This window comes from Epilithonimonas hominis, assembly GCF_003730015.1.
Taxonomy (GTDB): Bacteria; Bacteroidota; Bacteroidia; order Flavobacteriales; family Weeksellaceae; genus Epilithonimonas; species Epilithonimonas hominis.
This window is the reverse complement of the sequence record NZ_RJTU01000043.1, coordinates 33,802-49,494: the sequence shown is the minus strand read 5'-3', so window position 1 is coordinate 49,494 and position 15,693 is coordinate 33,802. Positions and strand designations below refer to the sequence as shown.

The window sequence follows — 15,693 nt, the reverse complement described above, 5'->3', positions numbered from 1 at the left end:
AAAAATATGAATATGGAAAAAACAATTGTCTGCATATCTTGTTATTACAAAGGTTACGATTTTATGGATGAGTGCAAAAAACTCGGAAACAAAGTCATTCTGATTACTTCGGAAAACCTGAAAGAAAAGAATTGGCCTTGGCACGCTATAGACGAGATTTATTATATGCCAGAGCTTGAACCTTCGGTCTGGAATCTTGACCATTTGATCCAGGGATTTGCTTATCTGATGAAAAATCATCAAATCGATGCGGTTATTGCTTTGGACGATTATGATGTAGAAAAAGCGGCAATGATTCGTGAAACCTATCGTATTCCTGGGATGGGACAAACGACACATCGTTATTTTCGAGATAAACTGGCTATGCGCCAACAAGCCAAAGACAACGGGATTTCTGTGCCAGAATTTTCTTCCATATTCAATGATGCAAAACTACATCAATTCACGCAGGATGTTCCCGGACCTTGGGTTCTGAAACCTCGTTCCGAAGCTTCGGCAAGTGGAATTAAGAAAATCAATTCGGCTGATGAACTTTGGCCGGCTGTGGAAAATCTTGGGGATGAACGTTATAAATTTCTTTTAGAATCTTTCAAACCTGGCGATGTCTATCACGTAGATTGTTTGGTTTATAATAAGGAAATTGTGTTTTCCTGTTTTTCAAAATATCTATCTCCACCGATGAAAGTTTCTCACGAAGGTGGCGTTTTCCGTACCAAAACATTGGATAAAAATTCTGAAGAAGCCAAAGGTTTGGAACAAATCAACAGAGAAGTTCTGACAAAATTCGGAATCAAAAATGGAGCAACTCATAGTGAATACATCAGAGGAACAGATGGACAATATTATTTCCTCGAAACATCTTCCAGAGTTGGTGGCGCACACATTCCTGATATGGTAGAAGCAGCAACCGGCGTCAATATCTGGAGAGAATGGGCAAGATTGGAAAATGCACTTTTAGACGGAACTCAATATTCGGTTCTGGAAACTCAGAAATTATATTCTGGATTGATAGTGGCATTAGCAAAAGACAAACATCCCAATATTGACAATTTGAAAAGCGACGAGGTGGTAAAATTTCTACCCATCGAGTATCATATCGGAATTGTTTATAAATCCGACAATCCCGAAAGAATTCAGCAAAAATTGGATGAAGCGGCAACCTATGTCACAGAAGAGATTCTGAATATCATTCCGCCAAAAGACAAACCAAGCAGCTAATGCTTAATTATGAATGATAAATTTCTGAATTTCACAATCTTTTAATTTTAAAATAACAATGCCTCAAATAACACATACAGATTATTATTCACATATTCTTGGAATGAGCCTTCAGGTGGAAGTTACAGGACATTTCGGCTATCCGATTATTATGTTTCCGACTTCTCAGGGGTCTTATACTCAGAATGCCGATTTTCATCTGAACGGAAGTATTTCACATTTCACAGACAATGGAATTTTGAAATTATTCAATGTTCAGACGATTGATAAATTCAGTTTTTATGACAAAGGAATTTCTCCTTACGAAAGAATTAGAAATTACGAAATGTATGTTCAGTTTTTGGTTCAGGAGTTCATTCCTTATATCCAAAGAACGCATAACACACATCGTGTAGCGGTTGCAGGCGCAAGTTTTGGTGGTTATCACGCTGCAAATATTGCGTTTAGATTTCCAGATTTGGTTTCGCATCTTTTCTGTCTGTCTGGTGCTTTTAACATCCGGAATTTTATGGACGGCTATCAGGATCAGCTGATTTATTTCAATTGCCCAGACGAATTCGTAAAAAATGATGAAGCCTGGAAATATAAGCATATGCATATTGTTCTCAGTACATCTGACCGTGACATTTGTTTGGAACCAACTAGAAAAATGGCAGGAATCTTAACTGAAAAAGGAATTAATCACTGGTATGATGAGCAAAAATGGATAGATCACGATTGGGTGCTTTGGAGAATGGTTTTCCCGAAATTTATTGGAAGATTTTTTGGGTAATCAAAAATTTAAATTAATAAAATAAACATACAAACTTCGGACTTCGGACATCCGTCTTCCGACCTTAAAAAAACAAAACATTATGGCAAAAAAAATTGGAATTTTATTCGGAATGGAAGACACATTTCCGTGGGCTTTTATTGACAAAGTTAATGAACTCGGAAAAGGAGAATATATTGCAGAACCTGTCCAAATCGACAAACTGGAACAAGGCGCAGATTATGGTTACGCTGTAATTATCGATAGAATATCGCAGGATGTTCCTTTTTACAGAGCTTATCTTAAAAATGCTGCAGTTAATGGAACTTATGTCATCAATAATCCATTTTGGTGGAGTGCAGATGAGAAATTTTTCAATAATGCTTTGATGTCAAAAATCGGAATTCCATTACCGAAAACTGTTTTGTTACCATCTCACGAAAGACCAACCAACACTTCGGAAACTTCTTTCAGAAACCTGAAATTCCCTCACGATTGGGAATATATTTTCAACTACATCGGATTTCCTGCTTATATGAAACCGCACGACGGTGGTGGCTGGAGAAATGTTTACAGAGTTGAAAGTCCCGAAGATATGTGGGCAAAACACGCTGAGACCGAGCAATTGGTTATGATGGTTCAGGAAGAGATTGTCTTCGAAGATTATTACAGAGTGTATTGTTTGGGTAGAAAATACGTTCATATTATGCCTTATGAACCGAGAAATCCGCACCATTTGAGATATGCAACAACGCATCAAACGGAAGGAAAAGAACTTGAAAAACTACTTAAAACCATTACAGATTATACTATTAAAATGAATGAAGCTTTGGGTTACGATTTCAATACGGTGGAATTTGCGGTGAGAGACGGAATTCCTTACGCCATTGATTTCTGTAATCCAGCGCCTGATGCAGACAGAAACTCAGTTGGCGAAGAAAATTTCCAATGGATTGTAGAACACGCTGCAAAACTAGCCATTGAAAAAGCTAAAGATTACAAACCAGGAAAAATCAACATCGATTGGGGGAAATTTGTAACCAATAAGCTTTAAAAATATTTTAAAAACACTTCGACTCCGCTCAGTGTGACATTGCTAATTTTTCCACAATGTCATCTGAAGTTCTCAAATACATCGAATATAGACTAACTACTAACTAACACAAGAAAAAAAATGCACAAATTCACAATAGGTGTGGAAGAAGAATACCAAATCATAGATGCGGAAAGCCGCGATCTGGTGTCCCACGTTTCCAAAATAATAGAAGGAGGAAAAGCAGTTCTAAGCGAAAACTTAAAACACGAGATGCACGAGTCGGTTGTTGAAATGGAAACAGGCATCTGTGAAAATATTCAGCAGGCTCGCCAGGAACTCACAGACCTCAGAAGACATCTTGTAAAAACGGCTCACGAACAGGGTTTGCGGGTTTCCGGCGGTGGAACGCATCCATTTTCGCATTGGAAAGATAACATCATCACAAAAGATGCACGTTATGACAAAATCGTAAGCGATATGGGCGATGTTGCAAGGTCGAATTTGATTTTCGGTTTACACGTTCACATTGGTATTCCAGATCGTGAAGAAGGCATCAGGATTCAGAATGTGATGCGATATTTTCTTCCTCACGTTTACGCATTATCTACTAATTCTCCTTTTTGGGTTGGAAGATTAACGGGTTTCAAATCTTATAGACAAGAAGTTTTTGCTAAATTTCCAAGAACAGGATTACCAAGTTATTTCAGCAGTGTGGCGGAATTTGACGCTTATGTTAATCTGATGGTAAAAACAGGAACCATTGACAATGCTAAGAAAATATGGTGGGATTTGAGAGTCCATCCGTTCTATCCTACTATTGAATTCAGGATTTGTGATATGCCTTTGACGATTGATGAAACGGTTTGTCTGGCGGCAATTATGCAATCTTTGGTCGCAAAAATCTATAAAATGCACCAGCAAAATATTAGTTTTAGGAGCTACAGAAGACTTCTGCTAACAGAGAATAAATGGCGCGCTTCCAAAGACGGAATTGATGCTCATCTTATTGACTTTGGGAAAGAAACAAGTGTTCCTTATAAAGATTTGCTGGAAGAATTATTGGCTTTCATAGATGATGTTGTGGACGATTTGGGATGCAGAAAAGAAGTTGAGTTTGCGAGAGAAATTATCAAAATGGGAACCGGAGCAGATAGACAATTGAAAGTTTTCCACGAAAGTGGCGGTGATATGAAAAAAGTCGTGGATTATATGATTTACGAAACAGAGAAAGGACTTTTGTAATTATTAATTTTATTCTGCAATTTAATAAATTAAAGAAATATTTTCAATTTTGTAAATTTGCAAAAAGAATTGGTTATGAACATTGAAACAACCAAATTGGAACTAATGAAACTTCTTTTAAATACTCAGAAAGAAAGTGTTCTTGAAAAAATAAAAGATATTTTTCAGAAAGAATCTTCTCAAGATTGGTGGGAAGAAATGAATGAAGAAGAACATCAAGACATTGAACTGGGACTGAAAGAAGCTGAAAACGGGCAAGTAAAATCACATCAAGATGTAATGAAATCTTTTGATGAATGGAAATAGAAATTGTCTGGACAAATCGTGCAGAAAAAGGTCTTTTCAAAACAATTGACTATCTCAAATCAAATTGGACAAAAAAAGAAATTCTGCGATTGGAAGACAACATCCATCAATTCATTGAACGAATCAAATTACAGCCTAATCTATATCCTAACTGCTAGGTTCAAACATCTGCATAAAGGAATGGTTGACGAACATAACTATATCGTTTACAAAATAAATCCGAAAAAGAAACAAATTGTAATAATTAATTTCAGAGACGGTAAACAAAAATCAATTTATTAAAGACAATATGAATATGAGTAAAAATGATGTGAGAATTGCACTTCTTGATATGAATAATAATCATCCGAATCAAGGGATGCGCAATATAAAAGAGCTGTCGAAAGCGTTTCAGGAGCAGTCGGAATATGAGGTTTCTGTGGAGCTTTTTGATGTTCGTTACAAAAATGAAATGCCCAATATTGAAGATTTTGATATTTTCATTTCTTCCGGTGGACCTGGGAATCCGCATCGTGAAGGTTACGAATGGGAACAGAAATTTGCTGATTTTCTAACGCAAATCTGGGAACACAACAAAACTAATGAGCAGAAAAAATATTTATTTCTGGTTTGCCATTCTTTCCAATTGGCGGTTATTCATTTCGGGATTGCGAATGTTTGCAAGAGAAAATCATATTCTTTCGGTGTGATGCCCATTCACAAAACCGAAGACGGCGAAAAAGATTTTTTACTAAAAAACTTGCCGGAACCTTTCTATGCCGTAGATTCCAGGGCTTACCAATGTATAGAACCAAATGATGACAAAATCAATGCGTTGGGAATGAAAATCGTGGCGTTGGAGAAAATCCGTCCAACGATTCATCTGGAAAGAGCAATGATGGCCGTTCGTTTTTCTGATGAGATTTTCGGAACGCAGTTTCATCCTGAAGCCGACCCACTTGGTTTCATCAAAAATCTGGAAGACGAGAAAAATAAAGAAGCGATGATTGAAACTTTCGGAATGGAAAAATACCTTGAAACCATTGACAGAATGGACGATGACGACAAAATTGTTTTAACCAGAGCGCAGATTATTCCAAGGTTTTTACAGCTGGCTTCTGAACAAATTACTAAAAATTTAGTATTCGGTTAAAAACTCAACCCACAAAAGTCACAAAAGCTTTTAACTAAAATTATTTTTAAAAGTTCAAAAAAGTCTATCTTTTAATCTATTCTTTTTTTATCTTAAAAATAAATATTCTAACTTTTGTGACTTTTGTGGTTAATAAAAAATTAAACTATGATTCCAAAATACAGAACTCAATTCAACGCAGAATTTTCTCAGGAAAAATATCAAAAAGTCAATGAATTAATAAAAGAGAAAACGGGATACGAAGCTGGTTTCCGAATATCAGAAAGTCCTGTTTTTCTTACCAAAGATTTTTGGCAAAAGCTGGATGATGCTTCTGAATCGATTATTTCGCAAATCAAGGAAATGTCTGATGAAGAACTCAGCAAAGCTATTCCTGCGAATTGTAATGTTCCGAATGACACTAAAAAGCCACATTTTGTAGCAATCGATTTTGGAATTTGCCAAGATGAAAATGGAAATGTAATTCCGCAGTTGATAGAATTACAGGCTTTTCCGAGTTTGTTCGGATTTCAGAAGTTGTTTGAAGAAGTGATTACCGAAGTTTATCCTTTTCTAAATGAACTGAAAAACTCGCTCCCAAAAGATGAATACATCAAAAAGCTGAAACAAGTTATTGTTGGAAACGAGAATCCTGAAAATGTAATTATTCTGGAAATCTATCCTGAGAAACAAAAAACGCTTATTGATTTTATTGTCACAGAAAAATATCTTGGAATCAAAACGGTTTGTCTGACGAAAATCAAAAAAGAAGGAAAAAAGTTATTCTATGAAAATGATGGAAAATTAGTTTCTATTCATAGAATTTACAATCGTGTAATTTTTGATGAATTGGATAAAATCGAGGGTTTGGAAACGGAATTTGATTTCCGAGAAGACATTGATGTCGAATGGATTACGCATCCGAATTGGTTTTTCAAAATTTCAAAATACATTCTCCCAAAACTGAAACACAAGTTTGTTCCGAAAAGTTATTTCTTACCGGATTTTCCTGAAACTGAACAATTAGAAAACTTCGTTTTAAAACCGCTTTTCTCATTTGCAGGAAGTGGCGTGAATCTGAATCCAACCCAGGAAATCATCAATAAAATTGAAGATAAAGAAAACTATATCCTTCAAAGAAAAGTGACTTACGCTCCACTTTTCGAAGACATCAACGGAGAATTTTCCAAAGCAGAAATCCGTTTACTTTTTGCGTGGAATCCAGAAAAAGAAAATCCAGAATTACTCGTCAACCTTGTAAGAATGACGAAAGCTGCGATGGTGAATGTAGATTTTAATAAGAAAGATGCAATTTGGATTGGAAGTTCTATGGCGTTTTTTGAGAAATAAAAATCAAACCTAAATCAATTCTAATTCATCAACTTTCAACTCATCAAAATGATGAATGACCAAATCTGCAGTTTCGTAGTTTTGATTTTTACTGTTTTCGCTTTTGTAACCAACACAAAATATCTCTGCAGCATTTGCTGCCCGAATTCCGTTTGTACTGTCTTCTATGATAATGCAATTCGACTTTTCATTTCCAGAAAGCCTTTGAGCTTCGATGAAAATAGCGGGATTTGGTTTTGATTCGGGAAAATCTTCACCACTTACGAGATGTGAAAAAAACGGAAATAAATTGAAACGCTTAAAAACCCGATGAATGGTAGATTTTGCAGCAGAAGAAGCTAATATCAATTGGAAATTGGCAGAATAAAGATTCTTAATCAATACTTCTACTCCATCTAACAACTTCAAAGCTGGGTCAGAATCGAATAAATCGTAAAATAGGGTTCTTTTTCTTTGGATTAAATCTTCAACATTGGTATCAATTCCGAAAATCTCTTTTATCATTTGATAGACATTTCTGGTAGATTTTCCTGTGAATCTTGAGAATAATTCTGCATCTACATTTATATTAAGTTCTTCAAAATGCTGATAGTAAGCTTTTTTATGAAGCGGTTCTGTATCTACAATCACGCCGTCCATATCAAAAATAACCGTGTTCTTCATCTTCTAAATTCTCTTGTCAATTTTCATTAATTCGGTGCAAAAATAGGGATTGAAAATTAAACTGAAAGATTTGGAAATTATTGAAATGTTAATTTGACAATTTTATCCTTCCCTGCTAAGATCAACGTATCGTGATTCAGCCATTCGCAGGCGTAGAGATTTTTTTCGTCGGAGATTTTTGTCCAAGTCTGTCCGTAATCTGATGAAAAACTGATATGTTGATCGCCAACTGCAACAATCTCTTTTCCTTTGGTTTTCGGACGGAATTTCACACAAGTCATATAACCTGCATTTTGTCCGCTGGCTTGGATTTGCCAAGTTTGTCCACCATCATTGGTTGTTGCGATATTATTAATATTATCGGATTGTTTTGTGTAATCTCCGCCAACTGCGATTCCGAAGTTTTTATCATAAAAATCTATTGAGTAAATACCTTGGGATGATGTTCCTTGTATAAATGGGGTTTCGAAAACTTGCCAATAACAATCTTTGTTTTTCATTCTGTAAATTCTGGATTTTGCACCTCCGGTCGCAATCCAGATAACATTTCTAAAACTTGCAATATTAGTATTACTTGCTGCAAAAGCCGCTTCGCCTTTTTCTAAATAAGGAAAATCTTTACAATTTTTACAATTGATCCAATTTGCACCACCATTTCGGGTTTGAGAGATATTCAGTCTTTGATTGGCTGATGGGTCACTAAATGCTAATCCAAAATTATGATCTGTGAATTTCAAAGCATCATAAAAAGCCGTCGGATCATTATCATTAAACACAACTTTGAAGTCTAATGTTTTTTTATCAACTTGAAAAAAATAAGCAGGACTTTCTATGTTGATTGCGTAGAAATATTTGTTGTTTTGAGCCAATGTTCGGAACTGAAGAGATTTCTGAGACAGTCGGATTTGCTTTTTATTATTGACATTCTCTAAATCGACATACCCAAACTTGGAATCTGTCCCCGCATACCAGACTTTTCCGTCCCAGAGTTGTATTGCTCGGATGCTGATTTTATCAGTCAATAATGTATCGATCGTGAATTTCTGAGACAGGAGAAATGACGAAATTATGATGAATGGAAATAGTATTAGTTTTTTCATTTTATAAATTTAAATAAACTTTCGTAAAGTTCTCAATATTTGACAAAACTTGATTGACAGACAAAATCCATAGCCCCGATAGGAGCGGCATCCTTTTTTGTTATTGCGATGAGTGAATGGTTCTACAGATTGCTTCACTTCTTTCGCAATGACGAAAAAGATATAGCGGATAGCGGGAAACAGCTCCAAAAAACAATAAATAGAAACTGTTCGACGAAGTCAATAAGCTCCAAAAAAAATTCCGCAAAAAAAATGCGGAATTTATATTTTAATGTTTGTTGTCGATATCGATATCTACATCCTCCAAAGGTTCTTGTTCTGCTTTGAACGTCTCTCCAAACCCTCCATTCTGCAATTTTGAATTTTTCTTACTGTACAAGAAATAGATGAAGAAACCTATAAGCAACCAGCCTAAAGAATACATTTGCGCTTCTTTACTCAGGTTGATGATCAAATAGATGTTGATTGCAATTCCTAAAACTGCAATGACAGGCAATGCAGGCACTTTAAAGTTCCTTTGCAAATTGGGCTCTTTTACTCTCAATACCCAAACTGCTACACATACCATAGTGAACGCGAATAAGGTTCCGAAGCTTGTCATATGTGCAAGATCATTAATCGGGGTAAATGATGCAACCACAGAAATAACGGTGCCCAAAATTACCAGATTCTTGGATGGCACACCACTTAAAGGATTTACTTTTGCAAAAGTTTTAGGTATCAGACCATCTTTTGACATTCCTAAAAATATTCTGGATTGTCCCATAATCATTACCATTAAAACAGAAATAAGTCCAACTGTAGCAGCAATCGTGATGATGTAACCTGCCCACGCTTGTCCCGCTATATCAAAAGCATAAGCTACAGGAGCTTTGATAGCATCCGGATATTTTCCCAAAGGATTGAAGTCTGTATAATGCATCATCCCTGTTAAAACCAATGATACCAAAATGTATAATAATGTACAAATTACCAATGATGCAATGATTGCAAACGGAACATCTTTCTTAGGATTTATAGCCTCACCAGCCTGTGTAGAAACAGCATCGAATCCTACATAAGCAAAGAAAATTGCAGACGCTCCGGCCACTACTCCAGCATATCCATAAGCTGGGTGCGAAACACCATTTTCTGTAATAGTTGTAGGCTCAGGTATAAATGGCGTCCAGTTCTCTGGATTGATAAAGAAAACTCCTGCTACAATTACAAAAATAATCGCTGAAACTTTCATCACCACAATGAAGTTATTAGCTTTTGCTGCGCCTTTTGTTCCTCTTAAAAGAATCCCAATTACTACCCATACAATTAAAAATGCAGGTAGGTTCATAGAAAATCCAGAATTGCCTGCAGCAAGATACGTTTGTGGATCCGTTGTGAGCCAAGCTGGCATGTGCAAGCCAAACATTTTAAGCAATTTTCCAAAATAACCCGACCACGAAACAGCGACTGTCATAGAACCCATCGCATATTCCAGAATCAGTCCCCAACCAATAATCCATGCGAAAATTTCTCCAACGGTTCCATAGGCATAAGCGTAAGCAGAACCTTCCACAGGAAGAATGGACGCAAACTCTGCATAACATAGTGCTGCAAAAACACAAGCGATCCCCGCGATAACGAAAGAAAGTGCTAATGCAGGACCGGCGTTATAGTAAGCACCTGTCCCTGTTAAAACAAAAATACCACCTCCAATGATGGCACCAATCCCGATAGCTGTTAAACTCCATTTTCCCAATACACGCTTGAGCTGACTTTTTTTAATGTCCGCTTCATAAGCTTCCATTGGTTTCTTAATCCAAATATTTGCCATAGTTGTAATTTTTTTTACCCCAAAAATTAAGGGGGACTTTTCTTCTATATTTATTTTTGAATTACGAAAATATTAAAAAAATGCTTTCATTAACTTTTTTTAACTATTTAATTTTACTTATCTGTATTAATTATGAATAAGCCAACGCATTTTTGAACATTAATAATTATCTTTGAGACTATGAATTTCCTCGAAGAACTCACGGCCCAATATCAATCCTACGAAACTTATCTAATTGTTTTAGAAATCATTGCAACTATATTCGGTTTACTTAGCGTTTACTTCTCTATCAAAAAAAATATTTGGGTTTATCCTACAGGAATAATTTCCACAGTTCTTTTCATTTATATAATGTTTGTTTTTGGACTTTTGGGCGATATGCTAATTAATGTCTATTATTCAGTTATGAGTATTTACGGATGGATTCTTTGGTCAAAAAACTCAGACGACAATATCCACGTCAACGTCAAAAAAGCAAGTGCCTATGATTGGAAAATCGGAAGTGTTCTGTTTGTGGGAAGTTTACTTTTCGTAGGTTTAATCTATTATTTCAAACCGTTTATCGATAACCAGTTTTCTATGGAAGGTATAAAACTCGGACTTTATCATTTGGATTGGGCGAATTATACCGATATCGTTACCACTTCTCTATTTCTTGTTGGAATGTATTTTATGGCAAAGCGTAATCTTGAGAACTGGATTTTCTGGATTGTTGCAGATATTGTCTGCGTTCCGATGATGCTTTACAAAGGTCTAGGATTTACAGCGCTGCAATATTTGATTTTTACCGCAATGGCTATCATTGGCTATCTGGAATGGAAGAAAAACTTAGTTCAGTCCTGATAATTTCTCAGCGTATTCCTTAGCAAAAAGCGCCTTATCTTCTTGTAATTTTTCAATTGTTGTTGGCAGTATGTAATGAAAAATATACTCTTTGTCATCATTCAAGAAAACAATTTCTTTTTCCTCGCCATCAATCATTTGGGCAAAAATATCCCACATCGATTGGTCTTTCAACTTCAGTAATTCAAAAAAATCGTTGGCTTTTATGGTGATGTTTTTCATTAATGTAAAATGTATTTTGTAAAAAGTAAAATGTATTCTCTCTAATAGACTTTAAATATCCTTAATAAAATCCTCATACTCGTAAAACAAACGCTCAAAAGCGTCCATTTTTTCAACAAAGAATTCGAAAATATCTGGCCAAGTCTGCTTATTGAAAATGCTGACTCCATTTTTCTCCACCCAAATCCTACTGATGACTTTTCCATTTTCCAAAACATAAAATTCATCTTTTGAAAACGCTCCAATTTCATCTTCTAAAATAGATTCCAAAGACCAAATCTTCTCGTAGTAGGCATTACGAAACAATTCATCTTTCATCTCGATATCAATAGAAACCTCAGCTTTTTTGTTATCTGCGTAAAATTTGAAAGAAAAATCTTTGATTTTGGTATCATATAACAACCACTTCCGAGGAAAAGCTTTTCCGAAAGCCGTCCAAAATTCTTTCTTTAATTGTTGAGCTTCCTGCTTTGAGAACATTTGAGTTAGAGGGTTTGAGTGTTGGAGAGTTTATTGGCCAGGCCGAGGCTCTCGAAGCCATTTATACTTGAATCTTTTTACTTTTATCATGTTTCTTATAAAGACAAATCCAATTTTGAATCATTGAATTCTTTTATTAAGTTTTCAAAGACTTTTTCAACAGGAAGAATTTCGTCTATGAGAGCAGAGACTTGTCCGATTTCCAGTTCGCCTTCTACCAAATCGCCTTCAAACATGCCTCGTTTTGCGCGGGCTCTTCCGAGAGTTTCCTTCAATGCTTCTACATTTCTGCCAGTTTCATACAGACCTTCCAAATCTTGGAAGAATTTATTCTTAACCAAACGAACCGGTGCCAATTCTTTCAATGTTAATTGCGTATCGCCTTCTTTCAGTTCAACGATTTTATTTTTAAAATTCTGATGAGAACTTGCCTCGACCGTTGCTGCAAAACGAGAACCAATCTGGACACCATCTGCGCCCAAAGTCATTACCGCACGCATCTGACTTCCCAATCCGATTCCGCCTGCTGCAATCAATGGGGTATCAATATGTTTTCTGACATTAGGAATCAGGCAAAGCGTGGTCGTTTCATCTCGCCCGTTATGTCCTCCCGCTTCAAAACCTTCTGCTACAACCGCATCCACTCCAGCTTCCTGACATTTTATCGCAAACTTTGCACTTGAAACTACATGAGCGACTTTGATGCCTTCTTTCTTTAAAGTTTCTGTATAAATTTTCGGATTTCCTGCGGATGTAAAAACGATTTTTATGCCTTCTTCCAAAATGATATTGATGATTTCTTCAAGATTTGGGTAAAGTAGAGCAACATTCACACCGAAAGGTTTATCCGTAGCCGCTTTACATTTCCTAATATTTTCTCGCAAAATATCAGGATACATACTAGCCGAACCAATCAATCCCAATCCCCCATTATTAGAAACGGCGGAAGCCAATCGCCAACCGGAATGCCAGATCATTCCGCCTTGCACAATTGGATATTTTATATTGAACAGCTGGGTGATTTTATTCATCCTGTTATATTGTTTGTGAGCCAATCCGAAATCTATAAAGCTTGACATTATTTTATTTTTTCAAAAATAAGGATTCGAATTGGAAATAAAAAAGCCGATAGAAAATCTACCGGCCAAATTCAACTTTTATTATCAATTAATTTTTAATAAACTTAATGGTCTGTACACCATTATCGGTAAAGATCTTAATGAGGTAAGCGCCTTGTATTAGGGTATGAATATTCAGTTTTCTTTCTCCATTCAAAGATTTTTCAGAAACTCTTTTACCATCTATGGACATAATTACAACCTTACTTATTTTCACATCACCATTGAAATACATTGATTCTTTAACAGGATTTGGATAAATTTGGATTTTGTCTTTTCCATTTAAATCACTAACATTTAAAACCTCAGACCAAGCCCTTACCGGCAAAGATGCCTTTGACTCACAACCACCAATGGTCTGCGTAGCATAATAAGTGGTATTATTTACGATTATTATACTGATTGGCAAAGCATTGACATGATTATTAGCATCGGCTGCTGTAGAATACCACTTGATATTTTGACCATTTACAACAAGAACGCTTAAAGTATCTCCAGCATCAAAGGTTTGCGTCGAAGCTCCTGTTGGTGCTGTTACCGCCTGTGCTTCTGTAATTGTAAACGCATATGTAACACTACAACTATTTGCATCTTTAACAGTTACTGTATAAGTTCCAGCAGCCAATCCTGTTGCTGTCATTCCTGTTTGTACAGGAGTTGTATTCCAAGCATAGGTATAACTGCCTTTTCCACCAGTAACATTAACTGTAGCTGAACCTGTTGCGCTACCATTACAAGCAACGTTGGTAATTGTTCCTGCTGTGGCTACTAATGCTGTTGGCTCGGCTATAGTCACAGAAGTAACACCAGTACAACCATTAACATCTTTTATAGTTACTGTATAAACTCCTGGGGCAAGACCTGTTCTATTTTGGGTTTTCACACCGTCATTCCATTCAAAAGTATATGGCAAAACGCCTCCAGAAGGTGTCAGAAATATCGATCCATTAGAACCTCCATTACAACTAATATCGGTTTTAGTTATTGACCCGCTTACCAATGATACAGTCAGAGCTGCACTATTTGAATTTTTAGGACTGCATCCCGTAGAACCTGAGATTACTGCACGATAAACATAACCGGTCATATTGGCAGTTGCTCCTGTTACAGTTAAGCTTGATGTCGTTGCTCCGGAATATATTGGAGAGTTTGTGATATTTGTAAAGCCTGAACCTGTATTAACCTGCCACTGATAGCCTGTAGCATTGCTTGCGACTGCTGTAAATGTTGTATTAGAACCTGCGCAGATTGTACTTGCAAGCGGCTGAGTCGTAATATTTAGTTCAGGATTAACTGTTATAATTTTACTACTGAAATGCGTACAGCCATAAGGATCTGTATATTTATAAGTAATAATTTGCGTACCCGCTGCTGGATCAAATTTACCTCCACTCACGCCTGTTCCGCTATAAGTTCCGCCTGTAGGAAAAGCTCCTATTAAAGTATATACACTGCCATTGCTACAAAGTATTGGAAAATCAGCCATGGTAATCGGGTTTGTCGGACATTGTACAGTAATAGAATAAATCTGAGAAGCTGAGCATCCACTGGCATCATTAACTCTTGCCATAAAAATAAATGTTCCAGTAGCAGTAGGCGTTCCTGAAATAGTTCCCGCGGAAGATAATGATAATCCCGGAGGAAGTGATCCCCCCATAATAGCAAAATTTGGTGATCCCAAAGCTCCTGTTTGGGAAAGCGTAGTACTATAAGCAACTCCCGTAACTCCTCCTGTTAGAGCTCCTTCTGTTGTCATTGTAAAAGCAGGACACACATAAGGCGTATAGACTACATTATCAATGCCTATATAATCTGAATTAGTTCCTAAAGCACCAGCACCTGTTACAAAATATCGAAAAGCAATACGACCTGATGTGGGTGCAGGCAAACCAGAAACGGTAATAGTATACTGCGTCCAAACTTGTGGATAAATGTTTGCAACCAAAGTAGGATTGATACTAAGTAATAATGTAGTAAAGTCTCCTACAGCAGTTGCGCCAGCTCCGACATTTGTACTCGCTCCGTTTGTACTTAATCTAACCTCCAGACGATCCACGTACACATCTGGAGAGGATTTACGTGTATAAAATGTAAAAACATCGCCATTTCTCAAGGTTCTATTGGGCGTTATTAACCAGTTGGAAATGGTTCCTGTATTTCCTGTACTGTTAAAATTAGCTGCGATGTAGGAATTAGTTGCTCCATTATAGGAGTTAAAAGGTCCTGGAGTTGGTGTTGCAGTCGTAGCAGTACCTTGAAACCAACCGAGTGAACCTACTGGTGTACTGTTGTTTTGTATCACCCAACCGTCGCCAGCAAGTGTAGTAATGTCATCAAAATTCTGCGTATAGCTTTGTGCAAAAATTAATTTTGTCCAAAGCACAATTACGAGAATGGCAATTTTTCTGTAAAAATTTCTCATATATATCATTTTTGAGGTTAT

General features: G+C 36.4%; 16 protein-coding genes. 9 read left to right on the top strand and 7 right to left on the bottom strand.

Annotated elements, in window-relative coordinates:
- Positions 1–12 precede the first annotated feature (12 nt).
- From EGH73_RS06460 to EGH73_RS06425, 8 genes are all read left to right on the top strand, one after another.
- Positions 13–1,218 (top strand): ATP-grasp domain-containing protein, encoded by a 1,206-nt coding sequence (locus EGH73_RS06460; protein WP_123281195.1) that lies wholly within the window; start codon positions 13–15, stop codon positions 1,216–1,218.
- A gap of 58 nt (positions 1,219–1,276) precedes the next feature.
- A complete protein-coding gene (locus EGH73_RS06455) occupies positions 1,277–1,990 on the top strand; it encodes an alpha/beta hydrolase-fold protein (RefSeq protein ID WP_123281168.1) in 714 nt (237 codons plus the stop codon).
- 82 nt (positions 1,991–2,072) lie between these two features.
- Entirely contained in the window at positions 2,073–3,023 is a 951-nt protein-coding gene (locus EGH73_RS06450) for an ATP-grasp domain-containing protein (protein ID WP_123281167.1), read from the top strand.
- A 120-nt stretch (positions 3,024–3,143) separates the two neighbouring features.
- On the top strand, positions 3,144–4,247 hold the full coding sequence (locus EGH73_RS06445; protein ID WP_123281166.1) for a carboxylate-amine ligase: 1,104 nt from the start codon (positions 3,144–3,146) through the stop codon (positions 4,245–4,247).
- A gap of 75 nt (positions 4,248–4,322) precedes the next feature.
- Entirely contained in the window at positions 4,323–4,553 is a 231-nt protein-coding gene (locus tag EGH73_RS06440) for a hypothetical protein (RefSeq protein ID WP_123281165.1), read from the top strand.
- Complete coding sequence (locus tag EGH73_RS14190) at positions 4,544–4,711, top strand: type II toxin-antitoxin system RelE/ParE family toxin (protein WP_245985456.1); 168 nt, start codon at positions 4,544–4,546, stop codon at positions 4,709–4,711. Before EGH73_RS06440 ends, EGH73_RS14190 begins: the two co-directional genes overlap by 10 nt.
- 131 nt (positions 4,712–4,842) lie before the next feature.
- A complete protein-coding gene (locus EGH73_RS06430; RefSeq protein ID WP_245985455.1) occupies positions 4,843–5,685 on the top strand; it encodes a type 1 glutamine amidotransferase in 843 nt (280 codons plus the stop codon).
- Between the two features lie 147 nt (positions 5,686–5,832).
- Positions 5,833–7,014, top strand: coding sequence for a hypothetical protein (locus EGH73_RS06425; protein WP_123281164.1), 1,182 nt, complete (start codon positions 5,833–5,835; stop codon positions 7,012–7,014).
- A 9-nt stretch (positions 7,015–7,023) separates the two neighbouring features.
- Here the strand turns inward: EGH73_RS06425 and EGH73_RS06420 are convergent, their stop codons facing one another.
- The 3 genes from EGH73_RS06420 to EGH73_RS06410 form a co-directional block, all read right to left on the bottom strand.
- Entirely contained in the window at positions 7,024–7,677 is a 654-nt protein-coding gene (locus EGH73_RS06420; RefSeq protein ID WP_123281163.1) for an HAD family hydrolase, read from the bottom strand.
- A gap of 77 nt (positions 7,678–7,754) precedes the next feature.
- Positions 7,755–8,777, bottom strand: coding sequence for a WD40/YVTN/BNR-like repeat-containing protein (locus tag EGH73_RS06415; protein WP_245985452.1), 1,023 nt, complete (start codon positions 8,775–8,777; stop codon positions 7,755–7,757).
- A gap of 268 nt (positions 8,778–9,045) precedes the next feature.
- The gene (locus EGH73_RS06410; protein ID WP_245985450.1) at positions 9,046–10,587 is read right to left on the bottom strand and encodes an APC family permease; all 1,542 of its coding nucleotides are present in this window, start codon (positions 10,585–10,587) and stop codon (positions 9,046–9,048) included.
- 180 nt (positions 10,588–10,767) lie between these two features.
- Here EGH73_RS06410 and pnuC point away from each other — a divergent pair, with 180 nt between their 5' ends.
- Complete coding sequence (gene pnuC, locus EGH73_RS06405; RefSeq protein ID WP_123281162.1) at positions 10,768–11,430, top strand: nicotinamide riboside transporter PnuC; 663 nt, start codon at positions 10,768–10,770, stop codon at positions 11,428–11,430.
- On the opposite strand, the gene EGH73_RS06400 is transcribed toward pnuC, so the two are convergent.
- From EGH73_RS06400 to EGH73_RS06385, 4 genes are all read right to left on the bottom strand, one after another.
- The gene (locus EGH73_RS06400; RefSeq protein WP_089770060.1) at positions 11,416–11,652 is read right to left on the bottom strand and encodes a hypothetical protein; all 237 of its coding nucleotides are present in this window, start codon (positions 11,650–11,652) and stop codon (positions 11,416–11,418) included. The genes pnuC and EGH73_RS06400 overlap by 15 nt on opposite strands.
- A gap of 51 nt (positions 11,653–11,703) precedes the next feature.
- On the bottom strand, positions 11,704–12,132 hold the full coding sequence (locus tag EGH73_RS06395) for a DUF4268 domain-containing protein (protein WP_123281161.1): 429 nt from the start codon (positions 12,130–12,132) through the stop codon (positions 11,704–11,706).
- A 95-nt stretch (positions 12,133–12,227) separates the two neighbouring features.
- Positions 12,228–13,163 carry an NAD(P)H-dependent flavin oxidoreductase gene (locus EGH73_RS06390; RefSeq protein WP_123281191.1) on the bottom strand — a complete coding sequence of 312 codons (936 nt, stop codon included), beginning with the start codon at positions 13,161–13,163 and terminating at the stop codon, positions 12,228–12,230.
- Between the two features lie 136 nt (positions 13,164–13,299).
- A complete protein-coding gene (locus EGH73_RS06385; protein WP_184808077.1) occupies positions 13,300–15,672 on the bottom strand; it encodes a T9SS-dependent choice-of-anchor J family protein in 2,373 nt (790 codons plus the stop codon).
- Positions 15,673–15,693 lie beyond the last annotated feature (21 nt).

What these genes read in the sequence shown, in the direction of transcription:
- EGH73_RS06390 (WP_123281191.1), bottom strand. Translation starts at nt 13,163, where the DNA reads ATGAATAAAATCACCCAGCTGTTCAATATAAAATATCCAATTGTGCAA.
- EGH73_RS06410 (WP_245985450.1), bottom strand. Translation starts at nt 10,587, where the DNA reads ATGGCAAATATTTGGATTAAGAAACCAATGGAAGCTTATGAAGCGGAC.
- pnuC (WP_123281162.1), top strand. Translation starts at nt 10,768, where the DNA reads ATGAATTTCCTCGAAGAACTCACGGCCCAATATCAATCCTACGAAACT.
- EGH73_RS06445 (WP_123281166.1), top strand. Translation starts at nt 3,144, where the DNA reads ATGCACAAATTCACAATAGGTGTGGAAGAAGAATACCAAATCATAGAT.
- EGH73_RS06415 (WP_245985452.1), bottom strand. Translation starts at nt 8,777, where the DNA reads ATGAAAAAACTAATACTATTTCCATTCATCATAATTTCGTCATTTCTC.
- EGH73_RS06425 (WP_123281164.1), top strand. Translation starts at nt 5,833, where the DNA reads ATGATTCCAAAATACAGAACTCAATTCAACGCAGAATTTTCTCAGGAA.
- EGH73_RS06420 (WP_123281163.1), bottom strand. Translation starts at nt 7,677, where the DNA reads ATGAAGAACACGGTTATTTTTGATATGGACGGCGTGATTGTAGATACA.
- EGH73_RS06400 (WP_089770060.1), bottom strand. Translation starts at nt 11,652, where the DNA reads ATGAAAAACATCACCATAAAAGCCAACGATTTTTTTGAATTACTGAAG.
- EGH73_RS06460 (WP_123281195.1), top strand. Translation starts at nt 13, where the DNA reads ATGGAAAAAACAATTGTCTGCATATCTTGTTATTACAAAGGTTACGAT.
- EGH73_RS06440 (WP_123281165.1), top strand. Translation starts at nt 4,323, where the DNA reads ATGAACATTGAAACAACCAAATTGGAACTAATGAAACTTCTTTTAAAT.
- EGH73_RS06385 (WP_184808077.1), bottom strand. Translation starts at nt 15,672, where the DNA reads ATGAGAAATTTTTACAGAAAAATTGCCATTCTCGTAATTGTGCTTTGG.
- EGH73_RS06430 (WP_245985455.1), top strand. Translation starts at nt 4,843, where the DNA reads ATGAATATGAGTAAAAATGATGTGAGAATTGCACTTCTTGATATGAAT.
- EGH73_RS06450 (WP_123281167.1), top strand. Translation starts at nt 2,073, where the DNA reads ATGGCAAAAAAAATTGGAATTTTATTCGGAATGGAAGACACATTTCCG.
- EGH73_RS06395 (WP_123281161.1), bottom strand. Translation starts at nt 12,132, where the DNA reads ATGTTCTCAAAGCAGGAAGCTCAACAATTAAAGAAAGAATTTTGGACG.
- EGH73_RS14190 (WP_245985456.1), top strand. Translation starts at nt 4,544, where the DNA reads ATGGAAATAGAAATTGTCTGGACAAATCGTGCAGAAAAAGGTCTTTTC.
- EGH73_RS06455 (WP_123281168.1), top strand. Translation starts at nt 1,277, where the DNA reads ATGCCTCAAATAACACATACAGATTATTATTCACATATTCTTGGAATG.